Below are 25,573 nucleotides of genomic sequence, written 5' to 3'. Positions count from 1 at the left end.
GTCCATTTGCTTCGGCGGCACGCGCCGTTCGGAATTTCGACATGCGGCCACGACCCGCCTGGGCAGAATGGCGGCATGGAGATCTACCAGCTGAAGACATTCATCGCCGTGGCGGCGGAGGGCAATCTCACGCGTGCGGCCGAGCGGGTGTTCACCAGCCCGCCGGCCGTGAGCGCCCAGCTCAAGGCGCTGGAAGACGAGCTGGGCGTGCGGCTGTTCGACCGCACCGCACGCGGCATGTCGCTCACCGTCGCGGGCCAGCGCCTGCTGGCCGAGGCGCAGCGCACCATCGCCGCCTCGCAGGCCCTGCAGGCGGCTGCGGCGCAGATCCGCGGGCAGGCGCGCGGCGCGGTGCGCATGGGCACGGTGAGCGATCCGGTCTCGCTGCGCCTGGGCGAGGTGTTCGTGCAGCTGGCCGAACGGCATCCGCAGGTGGCGCTGCAGCTGCAACAGGGCCTGTCGCTGCGCACCATGCAGGCGGTGCGGCGCGGCGAGCTGGACTGTGCCTATGTGCTCAACGAGCAGGCGCAGCTGGATGGCCTGGAGGTGCTGCGCCTGACGCCGGTCGACATCGTCGCGATGCTGCCGCCGCAGTGGCGGGCCGACAACCTGCCCGGCTCGCTCAGCGCCCTGACCGAGCTGCCCTGGGTGGCGACGCCGACCGAATGCGGCCTGCGTCTGCAGCTGGAGACGCTGTTTCGCAGCGTGGGCAGGGAGTTGCCGGTCGGCCCCATGGCCGATACCGAAGCGGCGATGCGCGCCATGGTGGCGAGTGGCCTGGGCGCGGGGCTGATGCGGCGCGATCAGGCCGAGGAACTCGAGCGCCAGGGGCAGGGCCGGGTCTGGCCGGGCTGGCGCGGGCAAACCTGGCTGTGCTGGGTCGGCCCGCAGGCGGCAGCCGAGCTGCCGGCGCTCACGGCGGTGCGGGAGTCGGTGCTGCAGGTCTGGGGCTTGGCGGGCTAGCGATACATGGCTGCAAGGCCGGCGCGGGCCGAACAGGCACAATCCGCCTCTTGCCCGGCCGGTCCGCCCATGGACCGGCTTGCTCTGATTCCTCTTTCGTGGGCTCAAGATCCATCGACATGAACCCACCCACGCCAGCCGAAGCCATCGCCCCGCAAGACCACGCCGCCCTGCTCGCCACCGTGATCGCTGCGCTGAGCACGCGCAGCCTGAACCATTTCGCAGCCGAGGCGCGGCTGGACGGCGAGAGCCTGCAGCAGGCGGTGGAACGCTACGAGATCGATTACGCCTGGCATGTGCTCGGCTCGGCGCGCCTGCGCGAGGCCACCGTGGCGCGGCTGGAGGCCAGGCTCAAGCAGCCGGCCAGCGCCGCGCAACAGCGCTGCATTGCCGAGGTGCTGCACGCCGCCGCCAGCGCTCAGGATCCCGAGCTGCTGATGAGCTTCGACAACGACGTGGCCGAGCAGCTGGCCGCAGCGCTGGGCTGAGCGCGCTCAGTCGATCTTCAGCTGGCGGCTGCCCGTGCCCTGCTTCTTCGGCAGGGTGAGCGTCAGGATGCCGTTCTCGTACTTGGCGCTGGCATGGCCTTCATCGACCTCGGTGCCGAGCTGGAAGCTGCGCGACACGGTGCCGAAATAGCGCTCTTCGCGCAGCGACTTCTCATCGCGGCCGCGCGCGTCGAACTGCTTCACCTCGGCGCTGACGGTCACCATATTGCCGTCCACGGCAACCTTGATGTCGTTCTTGTTCACGCCGGGCAGTTCGGCATGCACGGTGAAGAGCTCGGCCGATTCCTTCACGTCGATCTTGATCTTGTCGGGCGAGGGCAGCGGGTCGCCGTGCAGGGGCCGGACGTAGAAGCCGGTGTTGAAATCGCGCAGCAGGTCGTCGAACAAATGGCTGCGAGTGATCAGGGAGCTCATGATGGTCCTCCTTCAACGCTGGATATTCGCGGCAGCCCCCGCGCTGCGACCGCAGCCGGCTGGCTACATGCAAATATTTGGCGCCAGGGAGCCCGGCGTCAAAGCCTCAAACGCCGCTGTTTGAGCAGGCGCAACAAGCATCAAGCCTGTGCTTGCAGGCCCTCCACGTAGACCAGCTTGTCGCTCGCCGCATCGACCACATAGCTGAGCAGCTGGCGCCGGTTCTTGCCCATGCCGGGCGGCAGCAGCGAGATGTGCACCCAGCCCGAGTTGGGCCCTTTGCGCGGGTCGTAGCACTCGCAGATGATCTGGTCGTAGTTGGGCAGGTTTGCGCTCGCCCAGTGCGCCAGCTCCAGCGTGGCCATGCCGGCGATCTCGACGTCGCAGGCGCGGCCCTCGGTGTGCTGGCTGGTCGAGATCCAGCTGGCCGGGCGGTCCTTCAGCAGGCGCTCCAGCGCCTGGCTGCGGTACACGCTGTTGGGCGTGAAGCGGCCGAAGCGATCGCGTATCGGCTGCAGCACCGCGCGCGCCAGGTGCACGGCGCTGCGCAGGGCCGCGTCGTCGTGCAGGGCGTTGTCGATGCCGCGCCGCGCTGCCAGCTCCGAGACGGTGAGCTCGTAGAGCTGGAAGTTGGGCGCGATCAGGTCCTCGGGCCGCACCGTGGCGGTACTTAGGCTGGCCAGCGCGGCCTTGCTGAGATCTTGTCCTGCCATGATGGGTGAACCTCCCTGCGGTCAAACGGCGCGCCGCATCGTCTGCAGCGCTTCATGCACGGCCAGGTCCCAGGGCGCGCGCCGCTCGCCGGTGAGCTCGATCAGGAAGTCCAGATGCTCCTGGATCGTGGCGGCCTCGCGCAGGCTGGCGCCGCGCGCCAGCGCAGCCTCGTAGCGCGCCGTGGCGGCCTGTGCCAGCGCCGCGCAGCGCTCGCTGTCGCGCGCCGCCAGCAGCAGCTGCACCACCGCCAGGTCGCCCAGCGCGCATTCGCCCCAGAAGCTGGGCGAGGCCTCCAGCTCGGCGCCGGCCGCGCTGGCCTGCTGCTCGCACTGGGTGTCGAGCGCGGCATGCCAGTCGCCGCGCGCATAGGCCGGGTCGTAGGCCTCCAGCAGCAGGCAGGCCAGGGCCCAGTTGCTGAAGGCGTAGGCGTCGGGCCGGGCGTCGAAGGCCTGGCGGTAGTAGGCGGCCATATTGAGCAGGGCCTCGCTGCGGCCATGCTCGATCTGCACCCAGGCCAGGCGCTTGCAGGCGCTGCCCATCAGCTTGAGGCGCTCGCCGCTGCTGGCGCGCGCATTGATGACGTCGAGCTCGCGCAGCGCCTGCTCGATGCGCTCGGCGATGGCGCGGCGCTGTAGCTGCAGGCCGGGCCCCGCCCCGGCGCCCGCGCGCTGGCGCAGCGCCACCCATTCGAGTGCGGCCAGGCGCACGCGGTAGTTGGCCGCCTGTTCGGCCGCGCGCACCGGGCATTCGCCCTGGTCGGAGGCGAGCGCCTTGTCCAGCCAGACGAGTGCGTCCTCGAACATATTGCCCTCGCCATAGGCAAAGCCCAGCGCCGCGCAGACGTCCGCGCGCGCCAGCCAGTCGCCGGTGCGGCAGTCGGCGCGGTCCTGCGCGGGAATGCGCTTGAGCAGGGCGTCGATGCGGGCGCGCAGCTGGGCCTGCAGCGCGGGTTCGTCGCAGTCCTTTTCCTTGGACTGCATGCGCGTGTCCTCGGCGCGGTTGCGCAGCTCCACCACCAGCTCGGCGGCCGAGCAGAAGGGCGGTCTGGCGGCGCGCTCGGCCTCGCCATCCTCGCGCACCAGGCGGTAGCCCGGGTCGCCATAGCATTGGTAGGCGCCCCAGGTGTTGGCGCCGGGGTGGCGCTCCCAGGCGGCGCGGCGCGCCTCCAGCACGGCCTGGCCAAAGGTCTTGCCGTCCAGCATGGCGCCGTAGAAGGACTGCGCAAAGGTGAGGGCGGCGGCATCGTCCACCGCCCAGCCGGCGCAGATCACCGCACGCACCCCCATGCGGATGAAGCCCACGCCGAGGTTGGCGGCCAGCAGGTTCTGCCCGCCCAGGCTGCCGCCGGTCTTGCCCAGCTTGCAGCAGTTGACGAACACCAGCTCGGGCACATAACGCATCTGCTCCACGTCACCGGGTGTCAGGAAGACGCCCTTGCCGATCACCATGCCGGAGTACTTCCGGCGCTCCGGCAGGCGCTGGGCGCTGCTGCCATCGGGCAGGGTGATGCTGAGCTCGGCGGGCGCGGCCTCCTGCGCGACCTCGAACTCATGCTCGCCATGGCCGGCCAGATGCAGCACCCGCAGCGGCCGGCCGTGCAGGCCGGTGAGGATGCTGGAGGCATTGGCGTCGATGCTGGCCGTGACGTCGTAGCCGCCCTGGGCAAACAGCTGGCGCACCTGCTCGGCCTCCTGGCGCGCGCCCGGCAGGTCGACGAAGCCGTCCCAGCCGTCCAGGTCGGGGTTGCCCACCACGTAGACGCTGTTCTGGTAGGCGTAGTTGGGCTGGGCGCGGAACAGCTCGGTCTTGAGCTGGCGCACCATGCCGCTGACCACCGCCGGCGGCCGGCCCAGATGGCTCCAGCGGTCTTCCAGCAGCTCCCAGGGGAAGCGCGCCGAGGCCTCGTCGAGCAGCAGCACCATGGCGCGCTGGTCGGGTGCGCTCTCCTTCAGGCGGTTTGGCAGCAGCATCTCGAACAGGGTCTTGGAGACCTCGCTGTTGTTGCCGGCGCTGCCGCAGGCCTGGGCGATGAAGCCGTCCGCCAGGCGCAGCTGGCCGAAGGCCAGGATGGCCTCGGCGCGCGCGCGGTCGCCGGTGACGACGAAGCGCAGCCGGTCGGCCTTGCGGTCCTCGGTGATCTCGATGCGCTGCCACCAGCTCTGATCGGCGTCGAAGCGGCTGCGCTGCAGCCGGCCCTCGCCCTCCTCGACCACCGGGCAGGGCCAGTGCAGCTTGGGCCCGAGCTCGGCGCTGGCCAGCAGGCGTGTCAGGTCCTTGGCAGCACCGATGGCGAGATCCTGGAACAGCTCGACGAATTCCACGCCATCGATCAGCACCTGCTGGTCCAGTTGCGCGTCCTCGAGCTTGCGGTTCGCGGCCAGCGCGCCGCGCAGCACCGCTTCCATCGATTCCTGCGGCGACAGGCTGCTGGCGCCGGTGCCCACCAGCAGGCTGCTGAGGCTGGCGCTGATGCGGCCGTCCTTGTCCTGGTCGCGCGGCGCACCCTTTCGGGCCAGGGCATCGCGCTGCAGCAACTGCAGCGCATAGTCCAGCAGCAGGTCGCGTACCCCGGCCTCGAGGCGGCCGGGCGAGAGCTCGCCCACCTGGCCCAGGCCCACCACCAGGGCGCCGCTGGGCGAGCGCTCGGCGATCTCGTTGAAGAACACCGCATGGCTGCCCGCCGCGCCCGGGTAGAGGCCCAGCTCGCGCTTGCGCGTGAGCGGGCCCTGCGCCTGCCGGCCGCGCAGGCGCTGGTCCAGCGAGGCCTCGGCGCTGACGATGGTGTCGTCCTGGTAATGGCCCACCAGCACCGGGTGGCGCGCGTAGCGCAGATCGCCATGGCGCAGGCTGACGCGCAGGCGCGCGCTCTGCGGCCTGGCCCCGGCGCCGCGCCGGCGTGCGCGCGTGCCGCCGAAGCCCAGCCCGCGCAGCGCCGCCGCATCGGGCAGCTCGTCGAACACCGGCAGCTCGGGCAGCACGAAGCGCTCGGCCGCGCCGCCGGCGCGCGCGCGCGTCGGCGGCGTGCTGGAGAGCTGATCGGTGTTGCCGCTCAGCAGCAGGTCCACATAGCCGCGGAAGATGCTGCGGTCGTCGGCATTGCTGCAGAGCTGGTCGTGGCCGGTGTCGGGCGCGTAGAAGGTGCGCACATCCTTGAGCCGCCCCGAGGCCCAGGGCACCGTGCCATCGCCCTCGCTGCTGGCAATCCAGCGCAGCTTCTTGCGCGCCAGGCCCCAGCCCTCGTCCACCACCTCATGGTCCACCACGGTGGCACTCTGGCAGCCCGCCACGTAAATCATGTGCTCGGGGTCGATGGCGGCGTCGCGTAGCAGCTTCCAGGTGGCGGCGGCCTGGCGCAGCACCGCGTCCTCGATCGGCGTCCAGCTGGCGTTGATCTCCTTCTTCAGCGCCTTCCAGGTGGCGGACTGGGCCCAGGGGTTGGGCTCCTGGTCCCAGGGCAGCAGCTCGGCCAGGCCTGGGAAGCGCCGCACGATGTCGATCACGCCGTCGGCGCCGCGCGTCAGGTCCAGCAGGATCAGCTTGGCCTGGGTGGGGTTGTTGCCGGTGAGCCATCGCACCGCCTCGTGCGAGCCGCGGTTGGGCGTGCCCAGCATCAGCAGCCGGCTGGCCGGCAGCGCGCACAGGCGCCGCCAGGCCTGCGCGCCGGCGCCGCCATCGGCGATCATGGCGCGCGCCACCAGGCCGCCCATCGAATGCGCGACGATATGCACCGGCTGGTGGCTGCGCTCGGCATCGGGCAGCACCGCCTCGAGCTTGGCGGTGAGGCGCTGGGCGGCCTCGCGCACCGAGAGCCGCCAGTCATAGGGCAGGATCTCGACGCGGTGGGTGCGCGTCAGATGCTCCAGCAGCGGGCCGTAGAAATCGCCCAGCAGGTCCACCGCCTCGATATCGCCGGCCTCGATGCCGATCTCGCCCAGCCCGCCCTTCAGCAGTGGCCAGTATTCCAGCCAGATCGGATCGCCCCTGGCCTTGAGCGCGCTGCCCATGGTGCCGGGCACGACGATGGCAATCGGCCGTGGCGTGCTGGCCGCGCGGCTGGCGCTGACCGCCTTCCACCAGCTCGGCGCCTCGGGCTTTTCCATCGCCTCGGCGATGGGCAGGAAGCCGGCGTCGCTGCCGTCCTTGCGCGCCAGCGCGGCAGCCAGCCAGTCGATCGAGAGCTTGTTGCGGAAGTAGTTGAAGTGCGAGACCTGCTCGCCCTGGTCGCGGCGGTAGCGCGCGCCGCCCGCCGGCCGCGCGATGCCGCCCAGCATCGAGGCGGTGTTGACCACCAGGTCGTGGTCGGCGGCGTAGAACCAGTCGATCGCCAGCAGCTTGAGCTGGCCCAGCAGGCCCTTGCCCTCGATGTCGCCGGCGATCACGCTGAGGTCGGCGCTGGTCGTGAGCCCGGGTGTCTGCAGCAGGCGCGTGAGCGCCGAGCCCGGCATCATCGCCTCCAGGCCGGGCAGGGTGCGCGGGTCGGTGCGCTCCTTCACCACCGCCAGCAGGAAATCCATCGCGTCGCCGAACAGGCCGCCGGGCACGAGCTTGCCCAGCACCGTGTCGAGGACGCTCAACCAGCGATCCAGGCGGCCGGAGGCCAGGGTGGTGCCGCGCGCCGGGCAGGCCACGCGCGCGAAGCGCAGCACGCGGATGCGGCGCTCATCCAGCTGGGTCAGCAGCTCGCCGAGCAGCCGGCGGTCTTCCTGGTAGCCGCCGCTGCGCAGCTTGGCGGCCTCGCCGATCAGGGCGCCCAGGCCCAGCTGCTCGGCCGCGGTGCCGTCCTGCGCGAACAGCTGGTCCAGCAGCGCGGCATTGAGCGGGTCGTCGCCGCTGCGCGCGCGCTGGCCCAGGGTCAACAACTCGCCCACCAGGCCGCCGCGCGAATGCGAGACCAGGTGCAGCTGCGCCCCCACCGGCAGCTGCTTCACCAGTTCCAGCGCATTGCGTATCGGGCTCTCGCTGAGCGTGCGGTGCTCCCAGGCATAGACCTCGGCGCCATAGCGCTGCGCGATCTGCTGGCGCAGCGCCGCGGCGGCGCGGCCGCCCTCGTCTGCCGCAGTGGAGGCCAGTGCCGCATAGCTGCCGGCAAAGCTGGACATGGTGCCGTGCAGGAACAGCAGCACCGGCGCATCGCTCTTCATGCTGGCGGGCCCGTCGGCCACCGCGCTCATGCCCAGCTGCGGCTGCAGCGCCACGCGGTAGAGGCCGGGTTCGTTGCCGAGCTGCTTGCGTTCGAAAGTGAGGCCGATGCTGCGCGCGGTGGCGCCGGCCAGGTCGATGCCGATGAAGTCCAGCGCCTTGATGCCCAGGCTCAGCAGGCCGCGCTCGCTGCTGGGCTGGATGTCGTCGCGGTAGGCGCCGATGCGCGCGCTGGCGTCGATCTCCCAGCTGGCTTCGCCATCGCCGCGCTGTGCACCCTTGCGGCCGCGGTCGCGCAGCAGGTCGTCGGCGCGCACCCACATCACCAGGCCGTTCTCGTACTCGACGCGCACCACCTCGTCGGCCTGCACGTTCAGCGTGCCGGCCGCCTGGCCGGCGTCGCGCGCGGCGCTGAGCGGCCGCACCCGCCGCGGCGTGCCGCTGATCCTGACCTGGCTGGTGGCCAGGGTGGTGGGAGTCAGGCCGTCGCTGGCCACGCGCAGGGCGATGGTGGCGGGGGGCGGGGTGGGGGTGCTGGCCATGGCTGCGGTCCTTGTCGAGAGGAACTGTGCGGTCTTGCTCGAGGCGCGCGGGCGCTCACGGCAGCATGGGGGCAAAACCTGACCCGGACAAGCGTCCGGGCCCTACGCATTAGGGATGGGGGCACGCGCCCGCCCGTCACCTGCAAGAGCGACGCCGGGCGCTTGCTCGTGGCCGGCGCGGCCGGACAATGCGCGCTTGATCGGCGTCAGCCGCCTGTTTCCAGGTGCGGCGCTGGCTCAGGAGGTTCCCATGCGCCCAGCCATGACCTTCAGCGCGCTCGCGCTCTTGACCCTGGCCGCCCAGGCCCAGCCCGCGCTGGAGCGCGGCAAATACCTGATGGAGGGCATCGTCGCCTGTGGCAACTGCCACCTCGCACGCGGGCCGCAGGGCCAGCCGCTGTTCGAGAAGGGGCTCTCGGGTGGCCTGCCCTTCGACGAGCCGGTGTTCATGGCCTATGCCGCCAACATCACGCCCGACAAGGTCACCGGCATCGGCAACTGGACCGATGCCCAGCTCGGCAAGGCGATACGCGAGGGCATGCGCCCGGACGGCCGCCTGATCGGCCCGCCGATGCCGATCGAGTACTACCGCCATCTCTCGGATGCCGACCTCGCCGCCATCATTGCCTATCTGCGTGCGCAGCCGGCGGTGCGCAATGCGGTGCCCAAGTCCAGCTACAAGATGCCGTTGCCGCCCAACTATGGCCCGCCGCTGCAGAGCGTGCAGGCGCCGCCCAGGAGCGAGCAGCTCAAGTACGGCGAGTACCTGGCCAATATCGGCCATTGCATGGACTGCCACACCGCGCGCGACGAGCGCGGCATGCCGGTGCCAGGCAGAGTCGGTGCCGGCGGCATGGAGTTCAAGGGGCCCTGGGGCATCAGCGTGTCACGCAACCTGACCTCGCATGAGAGCGGCCTCAAGAGCTGGAGCGACGCGCAGATCGCCAGGGCGATACGCGAGGGCGTGGACCGCCAGGGCCAGCCCTACAAGCCGCCGATGGCGTACCCCTTCTACAAGAACATCAACGATGCCGACATGGCGGCGCTGATCAGCTACCTACGCTCACTGGCGCCGGTGGCCAACGGAGGCAAGACCTAGCGATGTGATCCTTATGCCTTCCTGATGCGCTCGGCGCGACAAACGCGTCACCGGGCCAGCCCTTTCACAAGGCCCGGCGACATGAATGCATCAGGAGGACTTGAATGTTCATCATCGAATGGCTGGGCTCCGGCCCGCTTTACTACACCCTGCTTGGCCTGGCCGGCCTGGGCGCGCTGGCGCTGCTGGCCTTTGCCCTGGGCATGGTGCGCTACATCCCCAATGAACGCATCGGCGTGGTTGAAAAACTCTGGAGCCTGCGCGGCTCGGTGCAGGCCGGCCTCTTGGCCATGCAGGGCGAGGCCGGCTTCCAGCCGGCGCTGCGCCGCGGCGGCTTCCACTTCTTCCCGCCGCTGCAATACCGTGTGCACATCCACCCCATGGTGTCGGTGACCCAGGGCAAGCTGGGCTATGTGTTTGCGCGCGACGGCATCGACCTGCCGGCCGGCCAGACCCTGGCCAGCAATGCCCAGGTGAGCGACTTCCTCGATGTGCGCGGCTTCCTCGCCGGTGGCGGCCAGAAGGGCCCGCAGCGCAAGATCCTGCGCGAGGGCACCCACATCATCAACCCGGCCCTGTTCGTGGTGATGACGGAGGAAAGCACTTACGCGCTGAACATGGACGCGCAGGAGCGCGCCTATTACGAGCGCATGCGCGAGCTGCTGGACGAACGCGCCGGCTTCAGCCCGGTGGTGATCAAGGAAAGCCGCGGCGCGCATGAGAGCGACCAGCTCGCCATCGTGACCGTGCAGGACGGCCCGGCGCTGGCGCGCGACGAACTGCTGGCCCCCGATGTGGGCGACGCCCACAACAGCTTCCAGGAGCCCGAGCGCTTTCTCGAGGCAGGCGGCCGGCGCGGCCGCCAGGAGCGCGTGCTGGTGGAAGGCACCTACTACATCAACCGCTTGTTCGCGACGGTGGAGTTCATCGCCAAGACCATCATTCCGGTTGGCTTTGTGGGCGTGGTGGTGTCCTACACCGGCCGCAAGGGCGAGGACACCTCGGGCAGCGAGTACAGCCATGGCGAGCTGGTGGAGGGCGGCTGCCGCGGTGTCTGGCGCGACCCGCTGATGCCGGGCAAGTACGCCTTCAACACCTATGCCGGCAAGATCGAGCTGGTGCCCACCACCAACTTCGTGCTGATGTGGCAATCGGGCGAGAGCGGCTCCAGCTTCGACTCGAATCTGCGCGAGATCACCCTCATCACCAAGGACGCCTTCGAGCCCCAGCTGCCGCTCTCGGTGGTGGTGCATATCGACTACCGCAAGGCGCCCATGGTGGTGCAGCGCTTCGGCAATGTGAAGCAGCTGGTGGAGCAGACGCTGGACCCGATGGTGTCGAGCTACTTCAAGAACGTCTCGCAGACGCGCACCTTCATCGAGCTGATCCAGTCGCGCAGCGAGCTGCAGACGAATGCCTCGCACGATATGCGCGAGCGCTTCCTGGCCTACTCGCTGGAGTTCCAGGAGGTGCTGATCGGCACGCCCAAGCCGCAGGCGGGCGACCACAAGATCGAGAGCATCATGGCCCAGCTGCGCGACCGCCAGATCGCGCGCGAGCAGGTCGAGACCTTCGCGCAAAAGGAGATCGCCGCCAACAAGCAGCGCGAGCTCAACGAGGCCGAGAAGCGCGCCGAGAAGCAGGCCGAGCTGACCGCCTCGCTGGTGGACATCTCGATCAAGGAGAACCACGGCTCGGCCAACGTCAAGGCCGCGGAAAAGAAGCGTCAGGAGATCGAGGCGCTGGCGCAGGCCGACCGCTTCCGCCAGGAGGCCGAGGGCCAGGGCCGCGCCGCCGCGATCCGCAGCGTGGGTGAGGCCGAGGGCGCGGCCATCCAGGCCAAATCGGATGCCCTGCAGGGCGAGGGCGCCGACAAGCAGCTGATGCAGACGGTGATGCTGCGCCTGGCCGAGGCCTTCGAGACCGCGAAGGTACCGCTGGTGCCGCAGATCCAGCTGGGTGGCGGCGCCGACGCGAATGCCTTCTCGACCCTGCTGGGCCTGATGGGCGCGCTGAAGGCGCGCGAGCTTGGCAGCGAGTGAGGACCCGGATCAGCGCGTGACGATGTCGCGGTGCATCGGCGCCAGCAGGGCCAGCAGGCGGTTCTGCGTGGCGAAGGGAATGCCGGCCGCGTCCATCGCCGCCTGCAGATCCTCCACCAGGGCATTGAAATGGGCGTGCGTGATGCCCAGGTCCGCATGCACGGCCTTCATCGCGCCGCCCTCGTATTTGCACGGGCCGCCGCTGGCGGCGCAGATCTGGTCGGTGAGCTGTTCGACCAGGTTGTTGGGATTGGCGTCCTTGAAGATGTGCTTGATGCGCGCGTCATTGAACAGGCGCGGCACGAAGTCGGCGTTCAGGCGCGTGATGCCGGCCTTGCCGCCCAGCGCCTGGTAGAGCTCGTCCCTGGGGGCTTGTGCGCCGGCCTGCAGGCAGTGGAGGGCGAGGGCCAGGGCGGCGATGCTGAGGTGATGCTTCATGGTCGTCAGAACGCCAGTTGGGCCGAGAGGTAGGCGCCGTTCTGACGGCGCGAGACGATGCCGGGCACGATGCGGCCCAGGTCGACATAGGCGGCGGTGATCGAGACCCGCTTGTTCGGCGCCCAGGCCACGAACAGGTCCCACCAGTCGTCTTCCTTCAGCGCCGCGCCCAGGGCCGAAGGGTTGAGCTTGTCGGGCTTGACGCGGTACTCGGCGCCCAGCGCCAAATGCTTGCTGATGAGATAGGCCACCGAGACCTCGGGGCAGAGGCTGAGGCTGGAACTGGCCGTGCCGCCGAAGCCCAGCAGGCCCGTCTGGTTGGCCTTGCTGGCGCGCAGGGTCAGGTTCACCAGCGTGCTCTGCGCCAGCAAGAGCTTGGTGGCACTGACATAGAGATCCAGACCATGGGTCTTGGCGCCCAGGCTCTTGAGCGTGGCCTCCAGGCCGCCGGCATCCAGGCGCTTGGCCTGCAGACCCAGGGCGATTTGCGGCATGGCCCGGTCGCTGTCCAGCACCGCATCGCCGGCCACGCGCAGCTTGGCGCCGGCGATGGTCTGCTTCAGGTGCAGGCCGGGCAGGCCCAGGGCGGTGCCGGCGGGGCCGGTGTTGAAATCCTGGCGCGCCAGCGAGAACTCGGCGCGGTCATGCAGGCTCACGAGCACACCGAAGCTGTTGAGGCTGTAGTCCTGGCTGCTCACGCGGCTCAGGTAGGCGCTGCCGCCCACCTCGCCGCCGCTGGCATAGCTGCCGGTGACGGCCCAGGGCGTGAGCCCGCCGCCGGCCGCGCCCTCGATGGTGGAGACGCCGCCGGTCAGCAGCAGCTTGCCCTGGGCGGCGCAGAGCAGGGGCAGGGCCAGCAAGAGGCTGGCGATGGCGCGGCGCGGGCGGGAGGGCAGGCACATGGGGTTGGATCCGGCTCAAGCAGTGCGCCATTGTGTCGTGAAGCCTCGGGCTTGTGCGGCCACGCCGCGTGTGCTCACTGCTACATTTGTGGAGGCCTCATCGCTGCGGCCACCGCCCTATTGCCAGCCTCTCGGTCATGCCAGATCGACTCGATGCGCCAGACCTGCTGCAACTGACGACCCACATCGTCGAGCAATGGGTGGTGCCCACCTTCATGGTGGGCATCGACGGGCGCCTGCTGGCCTGGAACCGGGCCTGCGAGATCCTCACCGGCATGCCGGCGGCCCAGGCCATGGGCGGCGCGTATCGACAAGCCTTCTTCGGCGTGGATCGGCCCTGCCTGGCGGAGCTGCTGGCGCAGGGGCGCAGCGCCGAGATCGCGCGGCTGTTCCCGCGCCATCGCGAGCTGCCCGGGCCCAGCGCTGGCGTGCATGCCGAATGCTGGATGGAAATGCCCTTGCGCGGCATGGAGCGCTATCTGGCCATCGACGCCAGCCCCTTGCGTGACCCGGCGGGGCAGCTGTTGGCGGTGCTGGAGTCCCTGCACGACACGACCGAGCACGAGCGCGCCAATGCGCGCTTCCGGCGCCTGTTCGAATCCTCGCCCGATCCGGTCTGGATCATCGAAGGCAATCGCTTCGTGGACTGCAACGACGCGGCGGTCGCGATGCTGGGCTACCGCAGCCGCCACGAGTTGCTCAACACCCATCCCTCGCAGCTCTCGCCCAGCCACCAGCCCGATGGCGAGGGCTCGTTCGAGAAGGCCGAGCGCATGATGGCGATCGCCGTGGAGCAGGGCTTGCACCGCTTCCACTGGGTGCACCAGCGCGCCGACGGCACGCCCTTCGATGCCGAGGTGACGCTGGCGCGCATCGAGCTGGAGGGCCAGGCGGCGATCTACTGCACCTGGCGCGACATCTCCGACCGCAAGCGGGCCGAGGACGCGCTGCGCCTGTATGCCACCGTGTTCCAGCACAGCGGCGAGGCGCTGCTGATCACCGACGCCGACAACCGCATCGTCACCGCCAATGCCGCGCTCACGCGCGACAGCGGCTACACGCTGGACGAGATCCGCGGCCGCAATCCGAGTCTGTTTGCCTCCGGCCTGACGCCGCGCGAGAACTATGCGGAACTGTGGCAGGCGCTGGCCGAGCAGGGCTACTGGCAGGGCGAGCTGTGGGACAAGCGCAAGAACGGCAGCGTGTTCGCCAAATGGGCCGTCATCACCGCGGTGCGCGATCCGCAAGGGCGGGTGCGCAACTACATCGCCTCCTACACGGACATGAGCCAGCGCCGCGAAGCCGAGGCGCGCATCGACTATCTCGCGCATCACGACCCGCTCACCGGCCTGTTCAACCGCCACAGCCTCGAACACCGGCTCGAGCAGGCGCTGCATACGGCCAGGCGCGACGCCACGGCGGTGGCGACGGTCTTTCTGGACATCGACCGCTTCAAGCTGGTGAACGACACGCTGGGCCACCTGGTCGGCGATCTGCTGCTGAGCGAGGTGGCCAGGCGCCTGAGCTCAACCCTGCGCGAGAGCGACGTGGTGGCGCGCCTGGGCGGCGATGAATTCGTGATCGCCCTGACCGGCTTGAGCCGCAGCGCGGATGCGGTGCCGGTGGTGCAGAAGCTGCATCTGCTGCTGAGCGAGCCCTACCACCTGGCCGAGCGGGTGCTGGGCGTGACCGCCAGCCTGGGCGTGAGCCTGTTTCCGGACGACGGCCAGGACGTCCAGGCGCTCATGAAGCAGGCCGATGTGGCCCTCTATCACGCCAAGGAGATGGGGCGCAACAACTACCAGTTCTTCACCGCGGCGATGACCTTGCGCGCCACCGAGAGGCTGGAGCTGGAGCACGATCTGCGCCATGCCCTGAGGCTCAGCCAGTTCGAACTGCACTACCAGCCCCAATATCGGCTGGCCGATGGCAGCTTGTGTGGCATGGAGGCCTTGCTGCGCTGGCGCCATCCGGTGCGCGGCCTGGTGCCGCCGCTGGCCTTCATCGGCGTGGCCGAGGAGTCCGGCCTGATCGAGTCGCTGGGTGGATGGGTGATCGAAGAGGCCTGCCGTCAGCTGGCGGCCTGGCGCGCCTGCGGCCAGGGGCCGCCATGCGTGGCGGTCAATGTGTCGGTGCAGCAGCTGCGCTCGGACAAGCTGCTGGAGCATGTGCGCGCCGCCCTGCAGCGCCATGGCCTGGAGGGCGAGGCGCTGGAACTGGAGGTGACCGAGTCGGCCGCGATGAGCAAGCCCGAGGAGGCGATCGAACGGCTGCGGGCCTTGCGCGCGCTGGGTCTGCGCCTGGCGCTGGACGACTTCGGCACGGGCTACTCATCGCTGACCTATCTGAAGCTGCTGCCTATCCAGACGCTCAAGCTCGATCGCAGCTTCGTGCACGACCTCGAGACCAATGACAACAGCGCCGCCATCTGCGCCGCCACCCTGGCGCTGGCGCATACCCTGGGTTACGCCGTGGTGGGCGAGGGCGTCGAGACCGCGGCGCAGCAGGAGTTCCTACGCCGCCATGGCTGCGACATGATGCAGGGCTATCTGCTGGGCCGCCCCATGCCGGCGGCGCATTGGGATGCGCTGTGGTCGGCGCGCAGCTAGCTCACCAGCCGCCGATATTGGGCATGCCGGTCCAGGGCTCGGCCGGCGCCAGCGCGGGGCCGGCCTGCAGCAGCTCGATCGAGATGTTGTCGGGCGAGCGCACAAAAGCCATGCGGCCATCGCGCGGCGGCCGCACGATGGTCACGCCATGCTCCATCAGGCGCCGGCAGCTCGCGTAGATGTCGTCCACCGCATAGGCGATATGGCCGAAGTTGCGTGCGCCGCCATAGTCTTCGCTGTCCCAGTTGTAGGTCAGCTCGACCTGTGCATCGTGGTCGCCCGGGGCGGCCAGGTAGACCAGGGTGAAGCGGCCGGCGGCATGCTCGCTGCGGCGCACCTCTTCAAGGCCCAGGGCGTCGCGGTAGAAGGCCAGGCTCTGGTCCAGATCGGCCACGCGGACCATGGTGTGAAGGTATTTCATCGGCTGCTCATCGGTGCGGAGGATGGCGCCATTGTGCTTGCCCGGCCCGGCCGCTGCTGGCTCGGGGTCTTGCCGCCCGGCACGCCCATCAGCAGATTCAGCACCGGCACGCGCCGCAGCGCCAGATAGCCCAGCAGGCTTGAGCCCAGGGTCAGCGCGATCAGCAGCGGCCCTTCCACGGCGGCCGGCAGCTGCAGCGGCAGCAGGGCGCGGCTCAGCAGCACGATCAGGGTCTGGTGCAGGATGTAGACGCAGAAGATGGCGCTGTTGAGCGCGGCGCGCCAGCGGTGGTCGAAGTCCAGATGCTGCTTGGCAAGGCCGCAGATCGCCACCAGGCACCACCATTGCATGGCGCCATAGAGGCCGCGCTGGGCCCAGCGCAGCGCGTCGGGCGGGGCCAGGTCTTGATAGTGCTGGAAGTAGAGCTGCACCAGCGTCCAGGACGCGGCGGCCAGGCCCAGGGCCAGGTTGCGGTGGCGGCGTGCCAGCTCCCAGAGCTCGCTGCGCGCCGCCAGCAGGCCCAGCAGGAACAGCCAGCCGTACTGCACATGGTTGTACCAATCCCAGCTGAGGTTGTGCGTGGACGGGAACAGGCCCACCAGGCTGCGCGCCGCCATCAGCGGCAGCGCCAGCAGGCCCAGCAGGCGCCAGCCACCGCCGGGCCCGGACATCCAGGCGCCAGCGGCGGCGCTGAGGCGGGGCCAGGTCTTGAGCAGGGCATAGCCCAGCAGGCTGTAGACCCACAGATAGGGCAGGAACCAGAGATGGTTCCAGGTCGGCAGGGTCAGGCAGCCGTCCTTATCGCAGAAGCCTTGATAGGCCTGCAGATAGAGGCGCATGAAGTCGCCGTAGCTGCCACCGTGCTGGACCTTGGTGACGACCTCGAAATAGGCCTGTGGCGGCACGATCACCAGCATGCCGAACAGCAGCGGCCAGAGCAGGCGCTTGCTGCGCGAGCGCACAAAGCCCGGCCCGCGCTGCAGCAGGCCCTGGCTGGCCGCGCCGGCGATCAGGAACAGCAGGCCCAGGCGCCAGGGCGAGCTCAGCATCATGAAGGGCTCCAGGCCGGGATAGAGGGTGGCGCTCTTCACATGCCAGCCCCAGCTGACGTAGTACATGCCCACGTGATAGGGCACCAGCAGGGCGAAGGCGAGGATGCGCAGCCAGTCGAGGAAGTACTGGCGGCCTTGGGGCAGGGGGTGGCTGTTCATGGGCGCCAGCATCGCGGCGGGGCGGCGCCGGCACAAGCGGGCTGTGGCGAGTTGCTAGCCGGCTGGGGCGAGCTGGCTGCGGTAGCTGCGCGAGACGCGCAGCTGTGCGCCGCAGCTGAGCGTCAGCTGCGCCTCGCCATGCGGCAGCGGGGCGATCGCCCTGATGTGGGCGGCGTTCACCGCATGGCTGCGGTGCACGCGCACGAACAAGCCCTGGGCGGCCGGGTGGGCGAGGAAGTCGGCGAGGCTGCGGCGCTCCAGAAAGCACTCGGGCGGCGCGTGCAGCTCGATGTAGTTGTCGGCCGCCGCCACCCATTGCAGCTCGCTCATCGGCAGCTTCACCAGGGCGCCGCGCCGGTTCTCCACCAGCCAATGCGCGGCCACCGGTTGCAGCTGCTGCAGGGCGCTCAAGAGCGAGCCGCGCGCCTGCTGGCGCTGACCCAGGCGCGCGCGCAGGCGGCGCAGGCATTCCGCCAGCCGCTCGGGCGTGTAGGGCTTGAGCAGATAGTCCACCGCGTTGAGCTCGAAGGCCTGCACGGCGTATTCGTCATAGGCGGTGGAGAAGGCGCAGACCACGCCGGGCGGCAGCTGCAGGGCCAGCTCCAGCCCGCTCTGGCCGGGCATCTGGATGTCCAGCAACACCGCGTCCACCGGCTGCTCGGCCAGCATCCGCAGCGCCTGCGCGGCATCGCCGGCCTCGCCCAGCCAGCTGATGCCGGCATCGCGCTGCAGCAGGTGGCGCAGCTTGGCCAGCGCCGGCGGTTCGTCGTCGACGATCAGCAACCTCATGCGAGCCGCCCCGTCAGTGGCAGGCTGAGGCTCAGCACCGCCCCGCCGCCGGCGCGCGGCGCCAGCAGCACCTCGGCGCCGCTGCCGAAGCTGGCCAGCACGCGTTCACGCAGATTGGCCAGGCCGAAGGCGCCCTCGCGTTCGGTGCGCTGCGGAGCGATGCCGCTGTTCTCCACCCGTATCAGCAAGAGCTGACCCTGCAGCTGCGCGGCCACCAGCAACTCGACCTCGGCCGAACTGGCCGCCACATCGTGCTTGACGGCGTTCTCCACCGGCGAGATCAGCAGCAGGGCCGGCAGCTGGCAGGCGCGCGCCGCCGCGCTGGCCTCGACGCGCACGCGCAGCCGGCCGCCAAAGCGTGCCTGCATCAGATCCAGAAAGGGCTGCACCAGGCGCAGCTCCTCGTCCAGGCTGTGCCAGCCGGCCTGCTGGGCCTTGAGGGTCTGGCGCAGCAGATCGCTGAGCTGGCACAGCAGGCGGTCGGCCTTGGCGACGTCCTCGTACATGGTGGCCGAGATCAGGTTCAGGCTGTTGAAGAGGAAGTGCGGCTGCACCTGCTCGGCCAGGCGCGCCAGCCGCGCCTCGGCCAGTTCGCCGCGCAGGCGCTGCGCCTGCAGGCTGAGGTAAAGGCCATGGCAGATGGCGACGGCGAAGCCATAGGACACCAGGTCCTTGCCGGCCTCGTAGGCCAGCACCTGGATCGGGCTGTCGGTGTAGTAGTCCACTTGCATCAAGGCGTAGACCCCGAAGCGGATCGCGAACATGCCGGACACATGGGCCAGGATGTAGGCCGCGGCCCCCAGCAAGTGACGCCCCAGCTGCCGCCAGCGCGAATGCAGCGCCAGGCCGGCCACATGCCAGCGGTAGACGGCCACCCCCAGCAAGCCGCCGCAGAGCACCGAGCTCAGCTCCCAGAGAAAGGGCTCCCAGGGGTGGCTGCCGCCGCGCGCCAGGTAATGCTGCAGCTCGGCCACGCTGAGCAGCAGGCCGATGGCCAGCACCAGGCCGGCGTAGAGGCCCCAGAGGCGGCGCGTGTCGGTGGACGAAGAAGCCATAGGGGCCAAACCATAGCAGCTGTGGCGCGCGCGGCCGGCCGCTTTGCCCCGGCCCTGTGCCGGCTCGCCACAGGGCCTAGACTTCCGGCATCACGAAGCAGCTAGATAGAGCAGCACATGAAGATTTGCATCGTCGGCGCGGGCGCCATCGGGGGCTGGTTCGCGGCCCATGTCGGACACCGGCTGGGCGCGGAGGTGGAGCTCAGCGCGCTGGCGCGCGGCGCCACCCTGGCGGCCCTGCGCGAGCATGGCCTGCGCATGGACAGCGGTGGCCAGCTCATCACGGTGCCGATACGCGCCAGCGATCTGCCCGCCGACCTGGGCCCGCAGGACCTCGTCGTGCTGGCCGTGAAGGGCCCGGCGCTGGCCGCCGTGGCGCCGCTGGTGCGTGCCCTGATGGGCCCCGAGACGCGCGTGCTGGTGGCGATGAACGGCGTGCCCTGGTGGTTCTTCAAGGGCTTCGAGGGCCCTTGCCAGGGGCTGCAGCTGCAGTCGGTGGACCCGGGCGGCCTGATCGCCCAGGCGATTCCGGCCGAGCGCGTGATCGGCAGCGTGGTGCACGCCAGCTGCTCGACGCCCGAGCCCGGCCTGGTCAGGCATGCGATGGGCATGGGCCTGATCATCGGCGACCCGGCCGGCGGCCGCCCGCCGCATATCACCGCGCTGGCCGAGCTGCTGACGCGGGCCGGTTTCAACGCCACGGTCTCCGAGCGCATCCAGAAGGACATCTGGTTCAAGCTCTGGGGCAATATGACCATGAACCCGATCTCGGCGCTGACCGGGGCCACCTGCGATCGCATCCTGGATGACGAGCTGGTGCGCGGTTTCGTCACCGCGGTGATGCGCGAGGCTGCCGCGATTGGCGAGCACATCGGCTGCGCGGTGGGCCAGACGCCCGAGCAGCGCCACGAGGTGACGCGCAAGCTGGGGGCCTTCAAGACCTCGATGCTGCAGGACGCCGAGGCCGGCCGCACGCTGGAGCTCAATGCCCTGGTGGCCTCGGTGCGCGAGATCGGCCAGCATTGCGGCATCGCCACGCCCTATACCGATGCGATGCTGGGCCTGACGCGCCTGATGGCGCAGACGCGCGGGCTGCTGTAGGCATGGGCGTTCAGCCGAAGGGGCGCACGCCAATCCACGCGCCATGCGCCCAGAAGGCGAAGCCGGCCCAGGCGGCGATGCCGATCGCCAGCGTCAGCAGCGTGCCGGCGGCGGTGGCCTGGATGGGGGCGGGCGGATTGGCGCGATCGCGCTGACGCGCGGCGCGGAAGCTCAAGGCGGCCCAGATCAGGAAGCTGCCGAACAGCAGCACATCGGCCAGGGTGTTGTTGGCCAGCAGATGCGCCAGCGCCCAGGTCTTGATGCCCAGCACCATGGGGTGGCGCAGCCGCGCCTTCAGATGGTTGCGCGGCACATAGGCGGCCGCCAGCAGCACGAAGGCGATCAGGGTCAGGAGGGCGGCCAGATGCGCCATGCCCTTGGGCGTGGCCCACAGCGGCTGCGGCGCGAGGCGGGCCTGGCCATAGCCCCAGATCAGCAGCGCGAAGCCGGCGATCGAGACCAGGCTGTAGAGGCCCTTGTAAGGTTGCTCGCCGAGGCGCGCGCGCGTGCTGTTGCGCCAGTCTTCGGCCACGATGCGCAGCGAGTGCACGCCCAGGAACAGCAGCAGTCCGAGAATCAGATAAGCCATATTGAGAAGCTCTCCTTGTAGGGCGCCTTTGTACGCGAGATTTGTACGCGAACTTCGCGGCTTGCGCCGCGCGGGCTTTCGTGAATGATGTATTCTCTAAATATATCTATTCAAGGAGCAGGACATGACCCTGGGTGTGGGCGGCAAGAGCGCCGAAGAGGCCCTGATGGGCCTGGGCAACATGATGGCCGGCGCGCAGCCCATCGCCCTGGAGGAATACCGCGGGCGCGTGGCCAGGGCGCAGGCGCGCATGCGCGAGCTCGGCTGGTCGGCCATCTATGTGCATGCCGGCACCAATCTGCGCTACTTCACGGGCACCATCTGGTACCCCAGCGAGCGCCTGGTGGGCGCCGTCATCCCGGCCGAGGGCGAGCCGCAGTACCTGGCGCCGGCCTTCGAGGAGGGCACGCTGCGCGAATACATGCAGGTGCCGGGCGCGCTGCATCTGTGGCACGAGCACGAGAGCCCCTATGCGCTGCTGGTCCAGGTGTTGCAGGGCCTGGGCGTGGCGGGCGGCGCCAAGGTCGGCCTGAGCGAGGACTGCCCCTTCTTCGTGGTGGACGGCCTGCAGCAACAGGCTTCGGGCCACCAGTGGCTGAACGCCAAGCCGGTGACGGCGCATGGCCGCATGCGCAAGTCCGCCCATGAGCTGGCGCTGATGCAGCGCGCGCATGACATGACGATGGCGGTGCACCGCGCGGCCGCCAGCATGCTGCGCCCCGGCATCAGCACCGTGGAGGTGGAGGCCTTCATCGCCCAGGCGCACAAGCGCGTCGGCGCGAGCGGCTCCTACTTCTGCATCGTGTTGTTCGGCGGTGCCAGCGCCTTCCCGCATGGCGTGAAGGAGCCGCAGATCCTGCAGGACGGCGACATGGTGCTGATCGACACCGGCTGCCTGGTGCATGGCTATATGTCCGACATCACGCGCAGCTATGTGTTCGGCGCGCCGAGCGCACGCCAGCGCGAGATCTGGAATCTGGAGCAGGCGGCGCAGGCGGCGGCCTTCGCGGCGGCACAGCTGGGCACGCCCTGCTGCGAGGTGGACCGCGCCGCGCGCCGCGTGCTGCAGGCCGCCGGCCTGGGGCCTGGCTATGCGCTACCCGGCCTGCCGCACCGCACCGGCCACGGCTGCGGCCTGGACATCCACGAGTGGCCCTATCTGGTGGACAACGACCAGACGCTGCTGGAGCCCGGCATGTGCTTCAGCAACGAACCGATGATCGTCTGCCCGGGCGAGTTCGGCGTGCGCCATGAGGACCATGTCTATATGACGGCCGAGGGCCCGCGCTGGTTCAGCCAGCCGGCCCATTCGGTCGACGATCCCTTCGGCCTGGCTCAGGCGTAAGCCGTGGCCAGGGCGGCGTGGGGCGCGGGCGCCAGCTGCGCCTCGCGCACATCGCCCTCCAGCTCGCTCAGCAGGGCAAAGCCCAGCCACAGCAGCAGCGGGAACAGCACGGCCCAGAGCAGCAGGGCCCTGACGATGCGCCAGAAGGCCGAGGGCGGGTGCATGGTGAGGGTGTTCATAAAGCCTCCCTGTGCTGATTGATCAATCAGAGCGGCGCGAGCGCACGCTCGAGGCTCCAGAGCAGGGCGGGATACATTACGCCCCAGACGGCGGCCACCAGGACCAGGGCCTTCATCGCGGTGATGAACTTCTGGCCACGGCCGACCATCAGATGCTGTTGCTTCATGGTGCACTCCTTTGCGAGATACGCACTCAACGAGCAAGTGGCGTGCCAGGCTGACAGCCCGGACACTTTGTTTCAGGCCGAACGGTCGACGCGCAGCGCCAGCACCACCGAGGTGGTGGTCTTGATCACCCCCTCCATCTCGCCAATCTCGTCCAGCAGCGCATCCAGCCGCATGGTGGTCTCGGCGCGCAGCAGCGCCATGTAATCGAACTCGCCGCTCACCGAGGCGAGCTGGCGCAGCTCGGGCAGGCGCGAGAGCTTCTTGATCACCTCGCGCTGCGCCTTGGGGCTGAGGCTGATGCCCACATAGGCCTGCACGCCGCGGTCCATGGCCTCGCTGCCCAGGCGCGCCGTGTAGCCCACGATCACCGCCTCCGCCTCCAGGCGGGCCAGCCTGGCCACCACGGTGGTGCGCGCCACGCCCAGTTTGCGTGCGAGGTTGGCCGTGCTTTCGCGCGCGTTCGCCTGCAGCAGGGCGATCAGCTGGCGGTCGACCTGGTCCTTGGGGGTGCTCATGGATAACCCTTGTTTGATGCCAATCGGCAGGATTGTCCGACGAATCGTCAGAACAACAAGGAGTTTCGACGAACTCGCGCTTTCATTCGTCTGCCTGCCTTCCTAGACTGCTGCTCATCCAATCCATTTGTGGAGCATCAAGAAATGAAGATCGCATTGCTGGGCGCAGGCCATATCGGTGAAACCATCGCACGTCTGCTGCATGGCTCGGGTCACTACGACGTCACGGTGTTCGACAAGAACGCCGCCTCGCTGCAGCCGCTGGCGGCCGAGGGCATCAAGGTGCAGACGATCGAGAACGTGGGCCCCGGCTCGGCGGCGCTGGTGCGCGGCTTTGCCGCCATCGTGAATGCACTGCCCTACCAACTCGCGATTCCCGCCGCCCATATGGCGCTGGAGGCCGGCTGCCATTACTTCGACCTCACCGAGGACGTGGCCGCCACCAAGGAGATCATGCGCATTGCCGAGGGCGCCAAGACCGCCTTCATGCCGCAATGCGGTCTGGCGCCCGGCTTCATCGGCATCGTCGCCGCCCACCTGGCGAAGAGCTTCGACAGCCTCAACGACGTGAAGATGCGCGTCGGCGCGCTGCCCGCCTTCCCCACCAATGCGCTCAAGTACAACCTGACCTGGAGCGTGGACGGCCTCATCAACGAGTACTGCCACCCCTGCGAATGCATCCACGACGGCGAGAAGATCGACGCGCTGCCGCTGGAAGGCCTGGAGCATTTCTCGCTGGACGGCACCGAGTACGAGGCTTTCAACACCTCGGGCGGCCTGGGCACCCTGTGCGAAACCCTGGAAGGCAAGGTCAAGAACCTCGACTACAAGACGGTGCGCTACCCCGGCCACCGCGACCTGATGCAGTTCCTGCTGGGCGACCTGATGCTCAAGAACGACCAGGAGCTGCTCAAGGACATCATGCGCAAGAGCATGCCCGCCACCATGCAGGACGTGGTGCTGGTGTTCGTGACCGTCTCGGGCATGAAGAACGGCCGCCTGGTGCAGGAGGTGTTCGCCCGCAAGATCTTTGCCGAACGCGACGGCGCCCGCCCGCTCTCGGCCATCCAGATCACCACCGCCGCCGGCATGTGCGCCGCGGTCGATCTGTTCCGCCAGGGCAAGCTGCCGCAGTCCGGCTTCGTGGCGCAGGAGCAGGTCTCGCTGCCCGAGTTCCTGGCCAACGAGTTCGGCAAGGCCTATCAGCAATCGCGCCAGGTCGAGTCCATCGGTTGAGCTGAGAGAGCGAGAATCCCGGCATGAACACGCACACCACTGATCTTCTGAACGCCCTGGGCGTTCCCTCCTCGGCCTATACCGGCGGCACGCTGCAGGTGCGCTCGCCCATCGACGGCGCCGCCCTCGGCGCCGTGCACGAGGCCTCGGCCGAGGACATGCGCGCCGCCGTGGCGCGCGCCCATGCGGCCTTCCTGCAATGGCGCAACGTGCCGGCGCCCAAGCGCGGCGAGCTGGTGCGCCTGTTCGGCGAAGAGCTGCGCGCCCACAAGGCCGACCTGGCCCGCCTGGTCTCGCTGGAGGCCGGCAAGGTCACCAGCGAAGGCGAGGGTGAGGTGCAGGAGATGATCGACATCTGCGACTTCGCCGTCGGTCTGAGCCGCCAGTTGCATGGCCTGACCATCGCCAGCGAGCGCCCCGGCCACCGCATGATGGAGCAGTACCTGCCGCTGGGCGTGGTGGGCATCATCTCGGCCTTCAACTTCCCGGTGGCCGTGTGGGCCTGGAACTCGGCCCTGGCCCTGGTCTGCGGCGATACCTGCATCTGGAAGCCGTCCGAAAAGACGCCGCTGACGGCACTTGCCACACAGGCCCTTTTCGAGAAGGCCGTGGCGCGCTATGCAGGCGCGCCTGCGCACCTCTCGCAGCTGCTGAATGGCGGCGCGGCGGTGGGCGAGGCGATGGTGGACCATCCGCAAGTGGCCCTGATCTCGGCCACCGGCTCGACCCGCATGGGCCGTGCCGTGGGCCCGCGCGTGGCCGCGCGCTTCGGCCGCTGCCTGCTCGAGCTGGGCGGCAACAACGCCATCATCGTGACCCCCAGCGCCGACCTCGACCTGGCGGTGCGCGGCATCCTGTTCGGTGCCTATGGCACGGCCGGCCAGCGCTGCACCACCACGCGCCGCGTGATCGCGCACAGCAGCATCCACGATGAACTGGTGAACCGCCTCGACAAGGCGCGCGCCCAGCTCAAGATCGGCAACCCGATGGAAGCCGGCAATCTGATCGGCCCGCTGATCGACCAGGCGGCCTTCGACGCGATGCAACAGGCCCTGGCCGCGGCACGCGCGCAGGGCGGAGCGGTGAGCGGTGGCGAGCGTGCGCTGGCGGATGCCTGCCCGCAAGCCTGGTATGCCGTGCCGGCCCTGGTGCGCATGCCGGCGCAGACCGAGATCGTCAAGCACGAGACCTTTGCGCCCATCCTCTACACCCTGAAGTACGAGAGCCTGGAGCAGGCCATCGCGCTGCAGAACGAGGTGCCGCAAGGCCTGTCCTCGGCCATCTTCACCAATGACGTGCGCGAGGCCGAGGCCTTCATGTCGGCCAGCGGTTCGGACTGCGGCATTGCCAACGTCAATATCGGCACCTCGGGCGCCGAGATCGGTGGCGCCTTCGGCGGTGAGAAGGAAACCGGCGGTGGCCGCGAGTCCGGCTCCGACGCCTGGAAGGCCTATATGCGCCGCACCACCAACACGGTGAACTATTCGCGCGAGCTGCCGCTGGCACAGGGCGTGAAGTTCGACATCTAAGCCCCCTCGTTTCTCGATGGCACAAAGCCCGGCATGCCCGGGCTTTGCTTTGCCCTGCCTGGAG

General features: G+C 69.4%; 22 protein-coding genes. 9 read left to right on the top strand and 13 right to left on the bottom strand.

Features of this window, described 5'->3' with window-relative positions; all coding sequences use genetic code 11:
* The first annotated feature begins 75 nt into the window (after positions 1–75).
* Together PFX98_RS04660 and PFX98_RS04655 are read left to right on the top strand one after the other, a co-directional pair.
* Positions 76–963, top strand: a complete 888-nt coding sequence (locus PFX98_RS04660) for a LysR family transcriptional regulator (protein WP_285234005.1) — start codon at positions 76–78, stop codon at positions 961–963.
* A 119-nt stretch (positions 964–1,082) separates the two neighbouring features.
* The gene (locus PFX98_RS04655; RefSeq protein WP_285234004.1) at positions 1,083–1,451 is read left to right on the top strand and encodes a hypothetical protein; all 369 of its coding nucleotides are present in this window, start codon (positions 1,083–1,085) and stop codon (positions 1,449–1,451) included.
* 6 nt (positions 1,452–1,457) lie between these two features.
* Here the strand turns inward: PFX98_RS04655 and PFX98_RS04650 are convergent, their stop codons facing one another.
* From PFX98_RS04650 to PFX98_RS04640, 3 genes are all read right to left on the bottom strand, one after another.
* The gene (locus PFX98_RS04650) at positions 1,458–1,886 is read right to left on the bottom strand and encodes an Hsp20/alpha crystallin family protein (RefSeq protein WP_285234003.1); all 429 of its coding nucleotides are present in this window, start codon (positions 1,884–1,886) and stop codon (positions 1,458–1,460) included.
* Positions 1,887–2,026: 140 nt separating this feature from the next.
* Positions 2,027–2,599 carry a D-Ala-D-Ala carboxypeptidase family metallohydrolase gene (locus PFX98_RS04645; protein ID WP_285234002.1) on the bottom strand — a complete coding sequence of 191 codons (573 nt, stop codon included), beginning with the start codon at positions 2,597–2,599 and terminating at the stop codon, positions 2,027–2,029.
* Between the two features lie 21 nt (positions 2,600–2,620).
* Positions 2,621–8,281 carry a DUF7379 domain-containing protein gene (locus PFX98_RS04640; RefSeq protein WP_285234001.1) on the bottom strand — a complete coding sequence of 1,887 codons (5,661 nt, stop codon included), beginning with the start codon at positions 8,279–8,281 and terminating at the stop codon, positions 2,621–2,623.
* 250 nt (positions 8,282–8,531) lie between these two features.
* Here PFX98_RS04640 and PFX98_RS04635 point away from each other — a divergent pair, with 250 nt between their 5' ends.
* Together PFX98_RS04635 and PFX98_RS04630 are read left to right on the top strand one after the other, a co-directional pair.
* A complete protein-coding gene (locus PFX98_RS04635; RefSeq protein ID WP_285234000.1) occupies positions 8,532–9,380 on the top strand; it encodes a cytochrome c in 849 nt (282 codons plus the stop codon).
* Positions 9,381–9,484: 104 nt separating this feature from the next.
* A complete protein-coding gene (locus PFX98_RS04630; RefSeq protein WP_285233999.1) occupies positions 9,485–11,422 on the top strand; it encodes an SPFH domain-containing protein in 1,938 nt (645 codons plus the stop codon).
* A 9-nt stretch (positions 11,423–11,431) separates the two neighbouring features.
* On the opposite strand, the gene PFX98_RS04625 is transcribed toward PFX98_RS04630, so the two are convergent.
* Together PFX98_RS04625 and PFX98_RS04620 are read right to left on the bottom strand one after the other, a co-directional pair.
* Entirely contained in the window at positions 11,432–11,860 is a 429-nt protein-coding gene (locus tag PFX98_RS04625) for a group I truncated hemoglobin (RefSeq protein WP_285233998.1), read from the bottom strand.
* Between the two features lie 5 nt (positions 11,861–11,865).
* The gene (locus PFX98_RS04620; RefSeq protein ID WP_285233997.1) at positions 11,866–12,762 is read right to left on the bottom strand and encodes a DUF3034 family protein; all 897 of its coding nucleotides are present in this window, start codon (positions 12,760–12,762) and stop codon (positions 11,866–11,868) included.
* 137 nt (positions 12,763–12,899) lie between these two features.
* On the opposite strand from PFX98_RS04620, the gene PFX98_RS04615 reads away from it, so the two are divergent.
* A complete protein-coding gene (locus PFX98_RS04615; RefSeq protein ID WP_285233996.1) occupies positions 12,900–15,371 on the top strand; it encodes a sensor domain-containing protein in 2,472 nt (823 codons plus the stop codon).
* A gap of 1 nt (position 15,372) precedes the next feature.
* Here the strand turns inward: PFX98_RS04615 and PFX98_RS04610 are convergent, their stop codons facing one another.
* From PFX98_RS04610 to PFX98_RS04595, 4 genes are read right to left on the bottom strand one after another with little or no spacing between them, the layout of a single operon-like run.
* Positions 15,373–15,792: a VOC family protein gene (locus tag PFX98_RS04610; RefSeq protein ID WP_285233995.1), complete on the bottom strand. Its 420-nt coding sequence runs from the start codon at positions 15,790–15,792 to the stop codon at positions 15,373–15,375.
* On the bottom strand, positions 15,789–17,003 hold the full coding sequence (locus PFX98_RS04605; RefSeq protein WP_285233994.1) for an acyltransferase family protein: 1,215 nt from the start codon (positions 17,001–17,003) through the stop codon (positions 15,789–15,791). Before PFX98_RS04605 ends, PFX98_RS04610 begins: the two co-directional genes overlap by 4 nt.
* Before the next feature lie 54 nt (positions 17,004–17,057).
* Positions 17,058–17,792 carry a LytR/AlgR family response regulator transcription factor gene (locus PFX98_RS04600; protein WP_285233993.1) on the bottom strand — a complete coding sequence of 245 codons (735 nt, stop codon included), beginning with the start codon at positions 17,790–17,792 and terminating at the stop codon, positions 17,058–17,060.
* Positions 17,789–18,847 (bottom strand): sensor histidine kinase, encoded by a 1,059-nt coding sequence (locus tag PFX98_RS04595; RefSeq protein WP_285233992.1) that lies wholly within the window; start codon positions 18,845–18,847, stop codon positions 17,789–17,791. The genes PFX98_RS04600 and PFX98_RS04595 overlap by 4 nt, the downstream gene beginning before the upstream one ends.
* A 117-nt stretch (positions 18,848–18,964) precedes the next feature.
* Between PFX98_RS04595 and PFX98_RS04590 the strand changes: the two genes are divergently transcribed.
* Positions 18,965–19,948 (top strand): 2-dehydropantoate 2-reductase, encoded by a 984-nt coding sequence (locus PFX98_RS04590; RefSeq protein WP_285233991.1) that lies wholly within the window; start codon positions 18,965–18,967, stop codon positions 19,946–19,948.
* A 10-nt stretch (positions 19,949–19,958) separates the two neighbouring features.
* On the opposite strand, the gene PFX98_RS04585 is transcribed toward PFX98_RS04590, so the two are convergent.
* Positions 19,959–20,537: an NnrU family protein gene (locus PFX98_RS04585; RefSeq protein ID WP_285233990.1), complete on the bottom strand. Its 579-nt coding sequence runs from the start codon at positions 20,535–20,537 to the stop codon at positions 19,959–19,961.
* Positions 20,538–20,661: 124 nt separating this feature from the next.
* Between PFX98_RS04585 and PFX98_RS04580 the strand changes: the two genes are divergently transcribed.
* Positions 20,662–21,882 (top strand): M24 family metallopeptidase, encoded by a 1,221-nt coding sequence (locus PFX98_RS04580; RefSeq protein ID WP_285233989.1) that lies wholly within the window; start codon positions 20,662–20,664, stop codon positions 21,880–21,882.
* Here PFX98_RS04580 and PFX98_RS04575 read toward each other — a convergent pair.
* From PFX98_RS04575 to PFX98_RS04565, 3 genes are all read right to left on the bottom strand, one after another.
* Entirely contained in the window at positions 21,873–22,061 is a 189-nt protein-coding gene (locus tag PFX98_RS04575) for a hypothetical protein (protein ID WP_285233988.1), read from the bottom strand. The genes PFX98_RS04580 and PFX98_RS04575 overlap by 10 nt on opposite strands.
* 26 nt (positions 22,062–22,087) lie before the next feature.
* Complete coding sequence (locus PFX98_RS04570; protein ID WP_285233987.1) at positions 22,088–22,228, bottom strand: hypothetical protein; 141 nt, start codon at positions 22,226–22,228, stop codon at positions 22,088–22,090.
* Between the two features lie 72 nt (positions 22,229–22,300).
* Positions 22,301–22,744 carry an Lrp/AsnC family transcriptional regulator gene (locus PFX98_RS04565; protein WP_285233986.1) on the bottom strand — a complete coding sequence of 148 codons (444 nt, stop codon included), beginning with the start codon at positions 22,742–22,744 and terminating at the stop codon, positions 22,301–22,303.
* A gap of 144 nt (positions 22,745–22,888) precedes the next feature.
* On the opposite strand from PFX98_RS04565, the gene PFX98_RS04560 reads away from it, so the two are divergent.
* Together PFX98_RS04560 and amaB are read left to right on the top strand one after the other, a co-directional pair.
* Complete coding sequence (locus tag PFX98_RS04560) at positions 22,889–23,980, top strand: saccharopine dehydrogenase family protein (protein ID WP_285233985.1); 1,092 nt, start codon at positions 22,889–22,891, stop codon at positions 23,978–23,980.
* A 23-nt stretch (positions 23,981–24,003) separates the two neighbouring features.
* Complete coding sequence (gene amaB / locus PFX98_RS04555; protein WP_285233984.1) at positions 24,004–25,509, top strand: L-piperidine-6-carboxylate dehydrogenase; 1,506 nt, start codon at positions 24,004–24,006, stop codon at positions 25,507–25,509.
* The last annotated feature ends 64 nt before the right edge of the window (positions 25,510–25,573 follow it).

Source organism: Paucibacter sediminis, assembly GCF_030254645.1.
GTDB classification, from domain to species: domain Bacteria; phylum Pseudomonadota; class Gammaproteobacteria; order Burkholderiales; family Burkholderiaceae_C; genus Paucibacter_B; species Paucibacter_B sediminis.
Note: the sequence above shows the minus strand (reverse complement) of the source record. Positions and strands in the feature narration are given on the sequence as shown.

What these genes read in the sequence shown, in the direction of transcription:
- PFX98_RS04640 (WP_285234001.1), bottom strand. Translation starts at nt 8,281, where the DNA reads ATGGCCAGCACCCCCACCCCGCCCCCCGCCACCATCGCCCTGCGCGTG.
- PFX98_RS04585 (WP_285233990.1), bottom strand. Translation starts at nt 20,537, where the DNA reads ATGGCTTATCTGATTCTCGGACTGCTGCTGTTCCTGGGCGTGCACTCG.
- PFX98_RS04650 (WP_285234003.1), bottom strand. Translation starts at nt 1,886, where the DNA reads ATGAGCTCCCTGATCACTCGCAGCCATTTGTTCGACGACCTGCTGCGC.
- PFX98_RS04610 (WP_285233995.1), bottom strand. Translation starts at nt 15,792, where the DNA reads ATGAAATACCTTCACACCATGGTCCGCGTGGCCGATCTGGACCAGAGC.
- PFX98_RS04645 (WP_285234002.1), bottom strand. Translation starts at nt 2,599, where the DNA reads ATGGCAGGACAAGATCTCAGCAAGGCCGCGCTGGCCAGCCTAAGTACC.
- PFX98_RS04560 (WP_285233985.1), top strand. Translation starts at nt 22,889, where the DNA reads ATGAAGATCGCATTGCTGGGCGCAGGCCATATCGGTGAAACCATCGCA.
- PFX98_RS04630 (WP_285233999.1), top strand. Translation starts at nt 9,485, where the DNA reads ATGTTCATCATCGAATGGCTGGGCTCCGGCCCGCTTTACTACACCCTG.
- PFX98_RS04600 (WP_285233993.1), bottom strand. Translation starts at nt 17,792, where the DNA reads ATGAGGTTGCTGATCGTCGACGACGAACCGCCGGCGCTGGCCAAGCTG.
- PFX98_RS04660 (WP_285234005.1), top strand. Translation starts at nt 76, where the DNA reads ATGGAGATCTACCAGCTGAAGACATTCATCGCCGTGGCGGCGGAGGGC.
- PFX98_RS04620 (WP_285233997.1), bottom strand. Translation starts at nt 12,762, where the DNA reads ATGTGCCTGCCCTCCCGCCCGCGCCGCGCCATCGCCAGCCTCTTGCTG.
- PFX98_RS04575 (WP_285233988.1), bottom strand. Translation starts at nt 22,061, where the DNA reads ATGAACACCCTCACCATGCACCCGCCCTCGGCCTTCTGGCGCATCGTC.
- PFX98_RS04655 (WP_285234004.1), top strand. Translation starts at nt 1,083, where the DNA reads ATGAACCCACCCACGCCAGCCGAAGCCATCGCCCCGCAAGACCACGCC.
- PFX98_RS04580 (WP_285233989.1), top strand. Translation starts at nt 20,662, where the DNA reads ATGACCCTGGGTGTGGGCGGCAAGAGCGCCGAAGAGGCCCTGATGGGC.
- PFX98_RS04605 (WP_285233994.1), bottom strand. Translation starts at nt 17,003, where the DNA reads ATGAACAGCCACCCCCTGCCCCAAGGCCGCCAGTACTTCCTCGACTGG.
- PFX98_RS04635 (WP_285234000.1), top strand. Translation starts at nt 8,532, where the DNA reads ATGCGCCCAGCCATGACCTTCAGCGCGCTCGCGCTCTTGACCCTGGCC.
- PFX98_RS04590 (WP_285233991.1), top strand. Translation starts at nt 18,965, where the DNA reads ATGAAGATTTGCATCGTCGGCGCGGGCGCCATCGGGGGCTGGTTCGCG.
- PFX98_RS04625 (WP_285233998.1), bottom strand. Translation starts at nt 11,860, where the DNA reads ATGAAGCATCACCTCAGCATCGCCGCCCTGGCCCTCGCCCTCCACTGC.
- amaB (WP_285233984.1), top strand. Translation starts at nt 24,004, where the DNA reads ATGAACACGCACACCACTGATCTTCTGAACGCCCTGGGCGTTCCCTCC.
- PFX98_RS04570 (WP_285233987.1), bottom strand. Translation starts at nt 22,228, where the DNA reads ATGAAGCAACAGCATCTGATGGTCGGCCGTGGCCAGAAGTTCATCACC.
- PFX98_RS04615 (WP_285233996.1), top strand. Translation starts at nt 12,900, where the DNA reads ATGCCAGATCGACTCGATGCGCCAGACCTGCTGCAACTGACGACCCAC.
- PFX98_RS04565 (WP_285233986.1), bottom strand. Translation starts at nt 22,744, where the DNA reads ATGAGCACCCCCAAGGACCAGGTCGACCGCCAGCTGATCGCCCTGCTG.
- PFX98_RS04595 (WP_285233992.1), bottom strand. Translation starts at nt 18,847, where the DNA reads ATGGCTTCTTCGTCCACCGACACGCGCCGCCTCTGGGGCCTCTACGCC.